This is a genomic window from Nakamurella alba (assembly GCF_009707545.1).
Taxonomy (GTDB): domain Bacteria; phylum Actinomycetota; class Actinomycetes; order Mycobacteriales; family Nakamurellaceae; genus Nakamurella; species Nakamurella alba.
In genome coordinates, this window is sequence record NZ_WLYK01000013.1 from 104,198 (window position 1) to 117,629 (window position 13,432).

Sequence of the window (13,432 nt, forward strand, 5' to 3'; positions counted from 1 at the left end):
CCGGTCTACCCGGCCGCCGGTGCGGCCACGCCGCCACCGATCCTGCGGCCTGAGCCTTCCCAGTACTTCTCCCGGAGCTCGCGGCGCTGCACCTTGCCGTAGCCGGACAGCGGCAGCTCGTCCATGAACTCCACGCTCTTGGGCTTCTTGTAACCGGCCAGGTGCGCGGCGCAGTGCTCGATGATCTCGCGCTCGGTGAAGGTGCGGCCGCGCTCGGGCATCACCACGGCGTGCACCGCCTCACCCCAGTAGTCGTGCGGGATACCCAACACGACACAGTTGGCCACACCCGGGATCTGGGTGATGACCTCCTCGACCTCACGCGGGTAGACGTTGTTGCCGCCGGAGATGATGACGTCCTTGGCACGGTCCAGCAGGAAGAGGTAGCCCTTCTCGTCGAACATGCCGATGTCGCCGGTGTGCAGCCAGCCGCCGCGCATGGTCTCGGCGGTGGCCTCCGGGTTGTTCCAGTAGCCGAGCATGACCATGTCGCCGCGGGCCACGATCTCGCCGACCTGGCCGGGCGGCAAGAGGTTGTCGTCGGCATCGACGATCCGCGCCTCCACATCGGTGCGGGTGATACCCGCCGAGCCGACCCGTGCATCGCCGGCGGCCAGCAGCTCGGCATGCTGCCGTGCCGACAACCAGGAGATGGTGATCGGCGCCTCGCCCTGGCCGTAGATCTGGACGAACACCGGCCCGAAGGTCTCGATCGCCTGCTTGAGCTGCTCCACGTAGATCGGCGCGCCGCCGTACAGCACCGCCCGGAGCGAGGACAGGTCGTAGCTGCCCGGCACGAACTCGTCCAGCATCGCGATGATCTGGGTGGGCGCGACGAACGCGATGTGCCCCACCCGCAGTCGCTCGATTTCGGCGAACAGCGCGTTCGGGCTGAAGCTGCCGGCCGGCATGATCGCATTGGTCGCACCCCGGGCGATGGCCGGCATCGCCACGATCCCGCTGCCGTGCGACATCGGTGCCGCGTGCAGCACTACCTCCCCGGGCTCGATCGGGTGCACGTCGGCGAGGTAGTTCATCAGCACCGCGGTGGCGGTGCGGTGCGACCAGGTCGCACCCTTCGGCCGTCCGGTGGTGCCGGAGGTGTAGAACAGCCAGCACGGATCGGTCGGCGCGACATCTATGACGGTGGAGAGCTTCTCGATGCCGGTGGCCAGGTCCTCGAACAGCAGGTGGCCCTCCGCCGGTGCCAGTCCGACCCACCACTCGACGCCCGGGAAGGCATCGCGGTGCGCCGCCAGACCCTCCGCGAAGTCCGGGTCGTAGACCAGCACGCGGGCGCCGGAGTTCTCCGCGATGTAAGCGATCTCGCGGGGATGCAGCCGCGCGTTGACCGGCACCACGACCAGGCCGGCGGCGAAGCAGGCGTAGATGGTCTCCAGGATCCGTGGGCTGTTCTGGAGGACGAAGGCGACCCGGTCCCCGGGTGCCAGGCCCAGAGCCCGGAGGCCGCCGCCGACCCGCAGCACCCGGTCCAGGAACTCGGTGTAGGTGCGCTGCTCGGCACCGTGGATGTAGGCGGGGTTCTCACCCCACTGGCGGGCCGACTTCTCGAGGAAGGACGCGACGTTCATCCGCGGCCGTCAGCTCGCCCGCCGACGGAACCAGGCGATCGGCCGGTCGTCGTCGGGCGTCGGGACGTACTCGAGCAGGTCGTCGCAGCGGAAACCGGACCAGTCGCCGTCCTCGTCGGCGATCAGCCGGCCGAGCAGCTGCACGCCCTCGTCCAGCTTCACCACGGCGAGCGCGTAGGGCAGGTCGTCCTCGAACCCGATCGGGGCACCGATCCGGGAGACCGTGAACGAGTGCAGTACCCCGTGGCCGCCGGCGGGCTGCCACTCCCACTGCTCGCTCTGGCAGTTCGTGCACGCGTACTTCGGGTAGAGCGTGAGAGTGCCGCAGTCCGGGCACTTCTGGATCAGCAGTTCGCCGCGGCGCAGCCCGTCGCGGTACTCGTCGGTGAGGATGTCGGCCATCAGCGGGTCGCCGCCTTCTCCAGCAGCAGCACCTGCGAGTCCATGTAGCTCCCTCCGGAACCGCCGACGATGCAGCGGTCCACCTTCTCGATCTGTCGTTCGGATTCCGCTCGGCCGAGCATCTGCCGGATCCCCTCCGCCAGCAGGGCGGTGCCGCCGCCGACACCTGTGTGTCCGGCGGAGAGCAGGCCACCGTTGGTGTTCAGCGGGAACTCACCGCCCGGACCGGTGGACTGCAGGATCCACCGCGCACCCTCGCCCGGCTTGCACAGGCCCATGCCCTCCGCCGCGATCGCGGTGACAGCCGCGTAGCTGTCGTAGATCTCGCCGAAGTCGGCGTCCTCCGGCCCCCATCCCGACTGCTCGTAGGCACGCTCGGCCGCGATCTTCCAGCCGAGCACCGAGAGCTCGGTCTCCTGGCCGATGCTGTAGTGGCTCACGCACCCGCCGGACCCGGCGATCCGCACGCCCGGGATGCCACGCCGTTTCGCCTCGCCCGCGGTGGTCATCACGAACCCGACACCGCCGTCGGCGAGCGGCGGGCACTCGAGGGCGCGGAGCGGGTCGGAGATCATCTTGGAGGCGAGCACCTGCTCGACGGTGAGCGGCTTGTGGCCGAACATGGCATTCGGGTTGAGCTGCGCCCACTTGCGCAGGGACACGCAGACCCCGGCCATGTCCTCCGGGCTCGAGCCGGAGTCGACCATGTAGCGCTGCTGGATCAGCGCGCCGATCGCGTTGAAGTGCAGGCCCACCGGGCGTTCCCATTGCTTCGGGATGCCGTTCCAGCTCAGCATGGTGATCATCTGTGCCAGGTCCGCCGAGCCCCAGAGCTCGGCCTGCAACACCAGCACGTTCTTCGCGTGACCGGCGCTGAGCAGGCCGGAGGCCACCCGCACCGCGTTGTCCGAGGTCGACCCCCCGGAGTGGACCATGAAGTTCGCCTTGGCGTGCTTGTTGAGACCCAGCTCCTCCACCATGCGGGAGAAGATCAGGTCGGCCTGCTCGTCGAAGGAGTGCAGGTTCGGGATCAGCAGCACGGTGTCGATGTCGGCCGGCTTCATCCCCGCGTCCTTCAGTGCGCGGACCCCCACCTGGGTGAGGGCCTGCACGTGGGTGCGGTCGGGGAACTTGCCCGACTTGATCTCGCCGACGCCGACGAACACCGGATCATTGTCGGCGCCGGGCACGATGTGCAACGCCGTGCCGGTGGTCGGGGGCGGGGCTGGGACTGATGGGGTCACGGGCGGACTTCCTCCGAACGACAACGGGACTGGACGAACGATCGCACCGGGGTGCGGGAACTGTGAGAGGCGGGACCGCCACGCCGGGGTGGCGGGTGGTCGGGTGCTGCGGCAGATGGCGGTGGATGACCGGCGGCGCCGGGGTGGTCCCGCGGCGACGCAGCACCGGGGGACGATCGGGCCCGGGCTCGCGCCCGGCGTCCTGCACTCATCTTCGAGCCTCCGAACAAGTATTTGTTTTGATACTCGGGGCAGGTGGATGGGCTGTCAAGGCCGAACCCGTGCGCACCTTCCCACAAGGCTGCCGGACAGCAGGTGACGACGCCTCGCCGACGGCCTTGCGACGACCCCTCCGGCCGGCCACCCACCGGCCCCACCTGCTGCGGCACGGTTGGTACCACCGTGGCAGCCGCGACCCGAGCTGCAGCCCGCCGACAGTCGGAGTGACGCCCGTCACCCAGCTCCCCGACGACCGCCGCTCGGCGGTGCCCTGCGAGATGTTCTGCACAGCAGTTCCTCTCGACACAGGTGCCGACTCCCGCATCACAGGACCGCTCTCCGAACTACCATTTGTTTCCGGCAGGCCTTACCATCGAGGTCGACCTGCCGCCGTGCGCCGGGTCGCTGTGTTCTGGACGAGGAGGTTCGGGTCATGCGGAAGTCCGACGGGACCGTGCTGCACGCCGTGGCGGCGTTGCGGGCCGGCCAACCGGTGGTGCTGATCGACGACAGCGGTCCCGAGTGCGTGGGCGCCGTCACCGCAGCGGGCGAGCACACCACGCCCGAGGTGGTGGCGTTCTCGGTGCGTCACGGATCCGGGTTCCTCACCGTCGCGGTGACCGGTGCCGATGCCGACCGGTTCGGGCTGGTGCCGATGGATCCGGCCGCTGCTCCCGGGTCGCGGGGCTACACCGTCAGCGTGGACGCGCTGGGCGGGGGCACCGGGATCTCCGCGGAGGACCGCTCGCTGACCGTCCGCACCCTGGCCGACCCGGCCGGGTCGTGCCTGGACCTGTCCCGGCCCGGACACGTCGTCCCGATCCGGGTCGCCGATGACGGCACCGCCTCGCACCGGGCCCTGCCGGAGGTCGCCGTCGGCCTCGTCACCGCCGCCGGTCTGCGGCCGGTGGCCGCGCTCACCGCCCTCGTCGGCGACCTGGCCCCGGGCGGACTGCCCGGGCGCGACGGCCTCGAGGCCTTCGCCGCCGAGCACGACCTGTGCGCGGTGACGGTCGACGAGGTCGTGTCGTTCCTGGCCACCCCACGCGTGGTGGCGTTGCGCGGCAGCACCCTGCGCACCGACCGGCACGAGGTCCGGGTGCAGGCGTACCGCGACGTGCGTGGCGGACCGGTGCACAGTGCGACGATGTGGGGTGAGCTGCCCGAGCACGGCGCGGCGGTGCACATCCACGTCGACTGCCCGCAGGAACACCTGCTCGGCGGGGTGCTGTGCGGCTGCCGGTCACGTCGCGACGCCGCGATCCGGGCGTTGGAGTGGTCGGGTTCGGGCGCACTGGTGCGGGTGGCCGTCCGGGCTCCGGAGGATGCGATCGCCACCTGGTGCGCCGCCGGCGCCGACCCGGACCGCGCCGCGCACGTGGCCACCGCTGCGGCGATCGTCGCGGAGCTGGGTCTCGTGTCCGTGACCGCGGTGGAGATCGGCGACGACCTGGTCGGAGCACTGTGGGACCACGGCGTGCGGGTCGGACCGCGTGACCGGGCCCCGCGGTCGGTGGTCCGGGCTCCCGGCGCGGCCGCCGGGGCCGACACCCTCGCCACCGTGATCGGCACTGTGGTGCACGGTGACAAGCGCGGCCGGGAACTGGGTTTCCCGACCGCCAACATCGGTATCGAGGTGGATCGCTGCCGGCTGCCGGACGGTGTCTACGGCGGGCTGGCCCGGGTGGTCGGCGACGCCGGCCCGTCCGACTTCGTCCCGGCGGCGATCAGCGTCGGGTCCAATCCGACGTTCCCCGGCACCGACCAGCGCTTCGAGGTGCACCTGCTCGACTTCACCGGGGACCTGTACGGCCGCCGTGTCGAGGTGCTGCCGCTGACGTTCGTCCGCCCGACCCTGCCCTTCGAGTCCGTCGAGGCCCTGGTCGTGCAGATCGAGAGCGACATCCGCGAGATCCGGCGGCTGGCCATGGTGCCGCCGGCGGTGGCCGCCCGCACCCACTCGTCCAACTGATCGCCAACGGAGGACCGCATGACCAGATCCACCACGGTGCCGGAGGTCGTCAGCGACGGCCACGCCTTCCTGGAGGGCGTGCGGTGGCACGACGGCGACGCCTACGCCTCCGACTTCTTCGCCCACCGGGTGCTGCGCTGGCCCGGCGGCATCGGTGAGCCACAGACGGTGTGCGAGATCCCTGAGCAATCATCGGGTCTCGGTTGGACACCGGACGGCGATCTGCTGGTGGTCTCGATGACGGACCGCCGGCTGCTCCGCCTGCACGACGGGGCGCTGACCGAGGTCGCGTCGATCGCCGGATTCGCCACCTGGCACGCGAACGACATGGTCGTCGACGAGCGGGGTCGTGCGTACATCGGCAACTTCGGCTGGGACGAGGCCACGGACCCTGTCATCGCGCCGGCCACCCTGGTCCGGGTCGACCCGGACGGCACCGTCACGCCCGTGGCGGAGGACATGATCTGCCCCAACGGGATGGCGATCAGCCCGGACGGCGCGACGCTCTACGTCAACGAGACCTTCGCCGCGCGAGTGACCGCGTTCGACCGACTGCCCGACGGATCGCTGACCAACCGCCGGGTGTGGGCCTCGTTCACCGACCAGGTGTTCACCACCGTGCCGGAGGCGCTGGCGGCCGGGGTGCTGCTGCCCGACGGGATGGCCCTGGACGAGTCGGGAGCCCTGTGGCTGGCCGATTGTCATGGCGACGGCATCACCCGGGTGGCCGAGGGCGGTGGGGTGCTGGAGCACGTCTCCACCGCCCCGCACACCGTCTTCGCCGCCACCCTGGGCGGACCCGACCGCCGCACGCTCTTCCTCGCGTGCACGTTCCGCTACGGGGACGGTGACCCGAGCGTCGAGCACCGCGGCACGCTCCGTCGCATCGAGGTCGAGGTGCCCGGCGCCGGACGACCCTGATCCGGTACGCCAAGGGCCCGGTCGCTGTGGCGATCGGGCCCTTGGCAGTTGCGTTCTTTCTGTGTGCCGGCGCTCGTGATCAACCGGCGCCGTGGCCGATCCGGTGCAGGAACTCCCGCAGGTCGGCCACGAAGGCCTCAGGCTGCTCCTCCGGGACCCAGTGCCCGCACTCCCGGAACTCCGTGCACCGCACGACGTCCGGGTCCGCGGCGATCTCCGGGATCATGCCGCGCAGCAGAGGGCCGCTGTTGCTCCACGTCCCGACCATCACGTGCAGCGGGAGGGTGAGCTTCCCGGCGGCCAGCAGATCCGCGTTGCGGACGGCATCGTCCGGGAGGGCCCGGTAGGCCTCGAAGGCCGCGCGCATCGCGCCCGGCTGCTCGTAGGCCTCGGTGTAGTGGTCCCGGTCGGCGCGGGTGATCCGTTCCGGGTGGTGGGCGCGCAGGTCGAAGAACTGGTCGAGGTAGGCCCGTTCGCGGCCGGCGACCAGCATCTCCGCGACGTCACGGGCGCCGTGGAACGCGACGTGCCAGACCTTCGGGTTGGCCAGCAGCGACGACCACGCCGCGGTGCCCGGCACCGGGGCGTCGACGAGGCACAGACCGGCGATGTCGTCGGGGAACTCGGTGGCGTAGGCGAAGGCGAGGAACGATCCCATGTCGTGGCCGACCACCACCGGTCGCTGCCCGGGCGCGAGAACGTCCATCAGCAACCGGATGTCCCGCGCCATGGTGACCTTGTCGTACCCGCCGTGGGGCCGGCCGGACAGGCCGGCCCCACGGTGATCAGGTGCGATCACCAGATGATCGGCGGCGAGATCGTCGATCACGTGCCGCCACTCGTACCATGTCTGCGGGAAGCCGTGCAGCAGCAACAGCGGTGGCCCCTCCCCGGCGGAGACGTGATGCAGCACCACGTCCCCGACCAGGGTCCGGCCGTGCCGCAGACCGGATGTGGTCATCCGCGGATCGGACCGAACGGGTCCGGGATCTCCGGCTGGCCGGCGTCCTTCATCACGGCGCCGTCGAAGGTCAGCGCATGGTAGGGCACCTTCGGGAACCGCGGGTAGGCATCCGCGTCGACATCGGTGCCCAGGTCGGCCGGACTGAAGGTGACCAGGTCGAAGAGGTCGATGTCCTTCGCCTTGCCCAATGCCTCGAGCATGCTCTCCTTGGTCACGTCACCCTGGATGGTCTTGGCCACCTCGGCCGCCGCGTAGACCGACAGCCAGGCGTTGAGGCCGGCGAGCCGCCGCAGCGCCGGGTCCTTCGCCACCCCGTTGTCGTCGAGTTCCTTGTTGTAGCGGGCGATCCCGTCCACCGACAGGTCGTCGGTCGAGGGGTACGGGGACGTCACCATCAGCCGGCTCGCGAGCGCGCCGAGCCCGGCCCCTTCGGACTGGCCGAGCGAGAACGCCGTGCCACCGAGTTGCGCCTGGAGACCGATGGCATCGGCCGCCTTGACGAAGGCCTGACCACCGGTCGGCCCGAGCTGGATCAGCACGGCGTCGGCACCGCTGTCCTTGACCTGCTGGGCGAACGGGGTGAAGTCGGTGACGCCCTGGGTGGGCACCTTGATCATCGGCTTGACCTCGAGACCGATGGCCTCGCCGACGGCGCCGGTGACCTCGGCCTGCTTGATGCCGATGCCGAGATCGACCGTCACCACCACCATGGACTTCGCGCCGCCGTCCTTGAAGGCCTGGGGCGAAGCGGCATAGGCGCCGAACGTGCCCGGCGCCAACGGGAAGGTGATCGGGCTGACGTAGTCGAGATCCGCTCCGGTGGACACACTGCCGATGTCCGGGATCTTCGCCGCCTCGATGATCGGCAGTGTCTGCGGGCTGTAGATGTCGACGCGCCCGAGAACGGCGTCCGCACCGTCGGTGTCGGCCTGGCGGGCACAGGCCATCGCCTGGTTCACATCGCCGCGGGTGTTGCAGAAGGTCATCGTGATCTGCTTGCCGTTGACCCCACCGGCCTTGTTGATGGCCGCCACGGCGGCGTTGGCACCCGCCTCGACGTCGGGGTAGTTGGTCAGGCTGCTGCCCACCGCGGCGGTGACCTGGAAGTGGATGCCGCCGTCACCCCCACCACCGCCGGACGACGTCGATCCGGACGTGTCGGCGCTGCTCCCGCACGCGGTGACGCCCAGGGCGATCACCATCGCGGGCACGGCCCGGCGGACGAGGGAAAGCTTCATTGCTCCTCCATGCAGGTCGGTTCCCGGCCCTTCCCGCGAGCGCGAGGGGCCTTTTGTCCGGATTCCGGCACGCCTGGGCGGCGCGACCGGACGACGCTCCGGCGGACCGGCACGACTCCGTGCCGTGGTGGCGGGAACGCCCTCGTCGAGCATCCGAACTATTGTTTGTTTGGAGACATGGTGGCATGGCTCCGTGCGGGACACAAGACAGCGGACCGACTTTCCCGATGGTGTCCGGCACTTGTCCGGGATCCTGCTTCCGGGGCACGCTCGTCCGGTGACCCCGACGAGCACGCCACCGGCAGCCCTGGCCCGGACGATCCGCGAGCGGATCCGCCAGGAGGCGGACCCGGTGCTCGCCCCGGGCATGCAGGCCTACATGAAGTCGGAGATGCCGTTCGCCGGCGTCCGGGTGCCGGCGACGCGGGCGCTGACCCTGGCGGCGGCGCGCGAGGTGGGCCTGGCCGATCCGGACGCCATCGCCGTTGCCGCACTGGATCTCTGGCGCGAGGCGGAGGTCCGGGAGGAGCGGTACGCCGCGCAGGCGCTGCTGACCCTGAAGCCGGTCCGCGGCCGCCCCGACCTGCTGCCGGTGCACCGCGAGATGATCGTGGACGGCGCCTGGTGGGACCACGTCGACGAGGCCTCGCACCGGGTCGGCGAGGTGCTGTTGGCCGACCCGGCGGGTACCCGGCCGGAGATCATGCGGTGGTCCGCCTCCGACGACCGCTGGCTGCGCCGCGCGGCGATCATCTGCCAGCTGGACGCCAGGACCCGCACCGACACCGACCTGCTGGAGGCGACGATCTCCGCCGCCATGGACGAGTCGGAGTTCTTCCTGCGCAAGGGGATCGGCTGGGCCCTGCGGCAGTACGCGCGCACCGACCAGGGTTGGGTGCGAGACTTCCTGCACCGGTTCGACGGCCGGCTGTCCGCGCTGTCGGTCCGGGAGGCGACGAAGCACTTCTGACTCACGCGCGGGAGGTCGGGAATGGCACCGGGTTCGGTGGACGAGTACCTGGCGGGCTTCGACCCGGAACGACGGGCGGTGCTGGAGCAGTTCCGGCAGGCGGTGCATCGTGCCGTCCCCGGCGTCACCGAGACGATCAGCTACGGCATGCCGACCTTCGAGCTGGACGGCCGGCGGTTGGTCCATGTGGCCGGCTGGAAGAAGCACGTCGCGTTCTACCCGACCCCTGGTGGCGACCCGGAGTTCGAGAGGGCCATCGACCCGTACCGCGCGGCCAAGGCCGCCCTGCACTTCCGTTACTCCGATCCGATCCCGTTGCCGCTGGTCGAACAGATCGTCACGCTGCTGCGGGAACGCGACGGCGCCGACGATTCATCCTGACGCCCTGCAACCAACCGGTCGCTCCCGCCGTCCTGAGTGGTGTCGGCAGGAGCTCTGCCGTCCACACGGTGCACGGCGCGGTCGCCGGGCGGGTGACGGGAGCGGTGGATGCGGCAGGTCCGGACCGGGCTGCTCGTCGTCCTGCTCTGCGCCGTTCTGGGCGGGTGCTCGACGGCGGCCCGGGCCGGGAGCGGCACCGGCCGCCCGGACCTGTCCGGAGCACCGACCGGATCCGCCGTGCCCCCCGGGTCGACCACCTCCCGCACTGCGCCCACCGATACAGCCACGACATCCGTCCCGGCCCCGGACATCCCGATCGGCGACCTGCCTGTCGCACCGTGGGACGCCCCGTTCAGCTTCGGTCCGGCCGATGCCTGCGACGGGGTGCCGGCCCCGGAGGAACGCGACCGGCTGCGCGGCGACCAGACCATCGTCGCCGCGGTGGTCTGCACCGGCGAGACCGAGTGGGTCCCCGGCCGCGGCATCATCGCCTTCGAACGGGTCGAACAGTTCCCCGCTGCATCACTGGCCGGCCTGGCCGTCGCGATCCGGACCCCCGGGGTCGGCTGCGCCGCCTCGGAGCCGGACTTCCCCGAACTCGTGCTGACCCTCGACGACGGCAGCCGCATCCGGCCGCTGGTCCCGGACTGCGCAACCCAGCCGCTGGTCGATGCGTTCGCGGCCGCGCGCCCGCTGCACTCCCGGACCCCGATCGCCCGCTGGGCATCACCGGAGATGGTGCGGGCGGGCTGTGCCGGGGAGTCGTCACTGCCCGCCGCCGGCAACGGACCGCTCGGTGAGCCGACCGGGATACCGGCGCCCACGAGCGGATCCTTCGGCGTCTGCAGCTACGACCTGCACGGCGTACTGACCGGCGTGGGCGTGGTGACATCGACGGAGCTGCAGGCGATCTGGCCGACCCCGGGCCGTTCCGTCAGCGCGCAGTGCCCACCGGCCGGTGCGCCCGGCGGCGCCTTCGCGGTGAGCTGGGTGGAGATCCGGACGCTGCCCGCGGCGACCGCTGCACCGGCGACCACCTCGGACTGGCTGCAGGGCGAGCGGCTGCTGGTCGCAGAGACGGAGATCTGCCACCGGGTGGCCGTCGGCGGGCCGGAGACCGTCGGGTACCTGACCGCGTCGCAGGCGGCCGCACTGGACGATCTCGCCGCCACCCCGCCCTGGCGAGTCCCCGGTGGGTGCCGGACCGGGTTGCGCGGGGCCCACGGGGTGGGGGTAGGGTCGGCCGCGTGGTGCGCATCAGCGGAGGCCTGCTCCTCCTTAGCCGCCGCGACGGAGTCTGACACCCGACTGGCTCCTCCGTCGCGGGGCGTTGTGCTGCCGGTCGATCCCTCTGGTCGGGGATCCGTACCCGGGTCTCCGCCATCCAGCTCCCACAAGGACTCCTGATGAGCACTCCCCCCGTCTCCCGCCTGCGCCCGCCCGCCGGCGACATCCCGGTCGGCCAGCCCGCATGGAACCGCCAGCGCCCGAGCAGCATGCCGTTCGCCCGCTACCAGCCGTTCGCCCCGATCGACCTGCCCGACCGCACCTGGCCGACGAAGGTCATCGACAAGGCACCGCTGTGGTGCGCCGTCGACCTGCGTGACGGCAACCAGGCGCTGATCGACCCGATGACCCCGGCCCGCAAGCGCCGCATGTTCGACCTGCTCGTGGCCATGGGCTACAAGGAGATCGAGGTCGGGTTCCCGGCCGCATCGCAGACCGACTTCGACTTCGTCCGCGAGATCATCGAGCAGGAGGCGATCCCCGAGGACGTCCGGATCCAGGTGCTGACCCAGGCCCGGCCGGAGCTGATCGCCCGCACCTTCGAGGCCGTCGAGGGATCCCACTCGGCCGTGGTGCACCTGTACAACTCCACCTCCACCCTGCAGCGGCGCGTGGTGTTCGGCCAGGACCGCGCCGGCATCACCCGGATCGCCACCGACGGCGCCGAGGAGGTCGCCCGCTGGGCGGAGAAGTACCCGGACACCGACTGGCGTTTCGAGTACTCCCCCGAGTCCTACACCGGCACCGAGCTGGAGTACGCGGTCGAGGTGTGCAACGCGGTGTCCGCGGTGTGGCAGCCCACCCCGTCCAACCCGATGATCGTGAACCTGCCGGCCACCGTCGAGATGGCCACCCCGAACGTCTACGCCGACTCCATCGAGTGGATGCACCGCAACCTGGAACGCCGTGACGCGCTGGTGCTCTCGCTGCACCCGCACAACGACCGCGGCACTGCGGTGGCCGCTGCCGAGCTGGGCTACATGGCCGGCGCGGACCGGATCGAGGGCTGCCTGTTCGGCAACGGCGAGCGCACCGGCAACGTCTGCCTGGTCACCCTGGGCCTGAACATGTTCAGCCAGGGCGTCGACCCGCAGATCGACTTCTCCGACATCGACGAGATCCGGCGCACCGTCGAGTACTGCAACCAGCTGGCGGTGCCGGAGCGGCACCCGTACGGCGGCGACCTGGTCTACACCGCCTTCTCCGGATCGCACCAGGACGCGATCAAGAAGGGCTTCGACCACCTGAACCGGGACGCGCAGACCGCGGGGGTGCCGGTGGACGAGTTCACCTGGCAGGTGCCCTACCTGCCGATCGACCCGAAGGACGTCGGCCGCTCCTACGAGGCCGTGATCCGGGTGAACTCGCAGTCCGGCAAGGGCGGCGTGGCCTACATCATGAAGACCGAGCACGGCCTGGACCTGCCGCGCCGGCTGCAGATCGAATTCAGCCGCGTCGTGCAGCAGCACACCGACTCCGAGGGCGGCGAGGTCTCGCCGTCGTCGATGTGGGGCTTCTTCGCCGGCGAGTACCTGGACCGCACCAGCCCGGTCGAGTTCCTGCGCGCCCGGATCGAGACCCCGGAGGACGCGCCCGACCACCTCGACACCCTGGCCGCGCGGATCATCGTGGACGGGCAGGAGCAGGTGCTGCGCGGGACCGGCAACGGCCCGGTCGCCGCCTTCACCGACATCCTGGGCCAGGTCGGACACGACATCCGGGTGCTGGACTACGTCGAGCACGCCCTCTCCGCCGGCGGCGACGCCCGGGCCGCCGCCTACCTCGAATGCGCCATCGGGTCGCAGGTCTTCTGGGGCGTCGGCATCGACTCCTCCATCACCCGTGCCTCCCTCAAGGCCATGGTCTCCGCGGTGAACCGGGCCGCGGCCGTGCAGGTCGACGACCAGGACTGATCATTTGTTGTCCGGTGGCGGCGTTCCAGGTGGAACGCCGCCACCGGTGTCTCCGGGGTTGCTCTGGCGTGGCGATGCGGCGTGGTGATGCGGCATGACTGGTGCGGTCCGCAGCATTTCCCGGGCCGTCCACCCAGACTCCGTGAGGCCGAACAGCCCCCGAAGGCCGCAAGTCCCGACCGGTAGCCCTCGTCGGCCCCTCACCACCTCACCCGACCGCGGGCCGCAGATTCCCGCATGTCCCGGGCCGTCCACCGACGCACCGGGGGGTGTTGCAGAATCGGTCTCCGGTGGGGTGTGGCGTGACCGGCTCTGACCTGCGGGTTTGG

Annotated in this window: 11 protein-coding genes; 6 read left to right on the plus strand and 5 right to left on the minus strand. The window is 71.0% G+C overall.

The window, feature by feature from the left end; genetic code table 11:
• Window positions 1-5: 5 nt before the first annotated feature.
• From GIS00_RS24540 to GIS00_RS24550, 3 genes are read right to left on the minus strand one after another with little or no spacing between them, the layout of a single operon-like run.
• Entirely contained in the window at window positions 6-1,592 is a 1,587-nt protein-coding gene (locus GIS00_RS24540; protein WP_154771104.1) for a class I adenylate-forming enzyme family protein, read from the minus strand.
• Window positions 1,593-1,601: 9 nt separating this feature from the next.
• Window positions 1,602-1,994 carry a Zn-ribbon domain-containing OB-fold protein gene (locus GIS00_RS24545; RefSeq protein ID WP_154771105.1) on the minus strand — a complete coding sequence of 131 codons (393 nt, stop codon included), beginning with the start codon at window positions 1,992-1,994 and terminating at the stop codon, window positions 1,602-1,604.
• A complete protein-coding gene (locus GIS00_RS24550; protein WP_230314099.1) occupies window positions 1,994-3,238 on the minus strand; it encodes a thiolase family protein in 1,245 nt (414 codons plus the stop codon). Before GIS00_RS24550 ends, GIS00_RS24545 begins: the two co-directional genes overlap by 1 nt.
• A 652-nt stretch (window positions 3,239-3,890) precedes the next feature.
• Between GIS00_RS24550 and GIS00_RS24555 the strand changes: the two genes are divergently transcribed.
• Together GIS00_RS24555 and GIS00_RS24560 are read left to right on the plus strand one after the other, a co-directional pair.
• On the plus strand, window positions 3,891-5,429 hold the full coding sequence (locus GIS00_RS24555; RefSeq protein WP_154771106.1) for a 3,4-dihydroxy-2-butanone-4-phosphate synthase: 1,539 nt from the start codon (window positions 3,891-3,893) through the stop codon (window positions 5,427-5,429).
• An 18-nt stretch (window positions 5,430-5,447) separates the two neighbouring features.
• On the plus strand, window positions 5,448-6,350 hold the full coding sequence (locus tag GIS00_RS24560; protein WP_154771107.1) for an SMP-30/gluconolactonase/LRE family protein: 903 nt from the start codon (window positions 5,448-5,450) through the stop codon (window positions 6,348-6,350).
• Window positions 6,351-6,429: 79 nt separating this feature from the next.
• Here the strand turns inward: GIS00_RS24560 and GIS00_RS24565 are convergent, their stop codons facing one another.
• Both GIS00_RS24565 and GIS00_RS24570 read right to left on the minus strand, forming a co-directional pair.
• Window positions 6,430-7,311, minus strand: a complete 882-nt coding sequence (locus tag GIS00_RS24565) for an alpha/beta fold hydrolase (protein ID WP_154771108.1) — start codon at window positions 7,309-7,311, stop codon at window positions 6,430-6,432.
• The gene (locus tag GIS00_RS24570) at window positions 7,308-8,552 is read right to left on the minus strand and encodes an ABC transporter substrate-binding protein (RefSeq protein ID WP_230314100.1); all 1,245 of its coding nucleotides are present in this window, start codon (window positions 8,550-8,552) and stop codon (window positions 7,308-7,310) included. Before GIS00_RS24570 ends, GIS00_RS24565 begins: the two co-directional genes overlap by 4 nt.
• A 277-nt stretch (window positions 8,553-8,829) precedes the next feature.
• Here GIS00_RS24570 and GIS00_RS28100 point away from each other — a divergent pair, with 277 nt between their 5' ends.
• The 4 genes from GIS00_RS28100 (at window position 8,830) to leuA (ending at window position 13,103) form a co-directional block, all read left to right on the plus strand.
• On the plus strand, window positions 8,830-9,522 hold the full coding sequence (locus GIS00_RS28100) for a DNA alkylation repair protein (protein WP_322098403.1): 693 nt from the start codon (window positions 8,830-8,832) through the stop codon (window positions 9,520-9,522).
• Window positions 9,523-9,543: 21 nt separating this feature from the next.
• The gene (locus GIS00_RS24580; protein ID WP_154771110.1) at window positions 9,544-9,903 is read left to right on the plus strand and encodes an iron chaperone; all 360 of its coding nucleotides are present in this window, start codon (window positions 9,544-9,546) and stop codon (window positions 9,901-9,903) included.
• 108 nt (window positions 9,904-10,011) lie between these two features.
• On the plus strand, window positions 10,012-11,310 hold the full coding sequence (locus GIS00_RS24585) for a hypothetical protein (RefSeq protein WP_154771111.1): 1,299 nt from the start codon (window positions 10,012-10,014) through the stop codon (window positions 11,308-11,310).
• On the plus strand, window positions 11,310-13,103 hold the full coding sequence (leuA, locus tag GIS00_RS24590) for a 2-isopropylmalate synthase (protein WP_154771112.1): 1,794 nt from the start codon (window positions 11,310-11,312) through the stop codon (window positions 13,101-13,103). Before GIS00_RS24585 ends, leuA begins: the two co-directional genes overlap by 1 nt.
• Window positions 13,104-13,432 lie beyond the last annotated feature (329 nt).

What these genes read in the sequence shown, in the direction of transcription:
- GIS00_RS24565 (WP_154771108.1), bottom strand. Translation starts at nt 7,311, where the DNA reads ATGACCACATCCGGTCTGCGGCACGGCCGGACCCTGGTCGGGGACGTG.
- GIS00_RS24570 (WP_230314100.1), bottom strand. Translation starts at nt 8,552, where the DNA reads ATGAAGCTTTCCCTCGTCCGCCGGGCCGTGCCCGCGATGGTGATCGCC.
- leuA (WP_154771112.1), top strand. Translation starts at nt 11,310, where the DNA reads ATGAGCACTCCCCCCGTCTCCCGCCTGCGCCCGCCCGCCGGCGACATC.
- GIS00_RS24580 (WP_154771110.1), top strand. Translation starts at nt 9,544, where the DNA reads ATGGCACCGGGTTCGGTGGACGAGTACCTGGCGGGCTTCGACCCGGAA.
- GIS00_RS24555 (WP_154771106.1), top strand. Translation starts at nt 3,891, where the DNA reads ATGCGGAAGTCCGACGGGACCGTGCTGCACGCCGTGGCGGCGTTGCGG.
- GIS00_RS24540 (WP_154771104.1), bottom strand. Translation starts at nt 1,592, where the DNA reads ATGAACGTCGCGTCCTTCCTCGAGAAGTCGGCCCGCCAGTGGGGTGAG.
- GIS00_RS24585 (WP_154771111.1), top strand. Translation starts at nt 10,012, where the DNA reads ATGCGGCAGGTCCGGACCGGGCTGCTCGTCGTCCTGCTCTGCGCCGTT.
- GIS00_RS24560 (WP_154771107.1), top strand. Translation starts at nt 5,448, where the DNA reads ATGACCAGATCCACCACGGTGCCGGAGGTCGTCAGCGACGGCCACGCC.
- GIS00_RS24545 (WP_154771105.1), bottom strand. Translation starts at nt 1,994, where the DNA reads ATGGCCGACATCCTCACCGACGAGTACCGCGACGGGCTGCGCCGCGGC.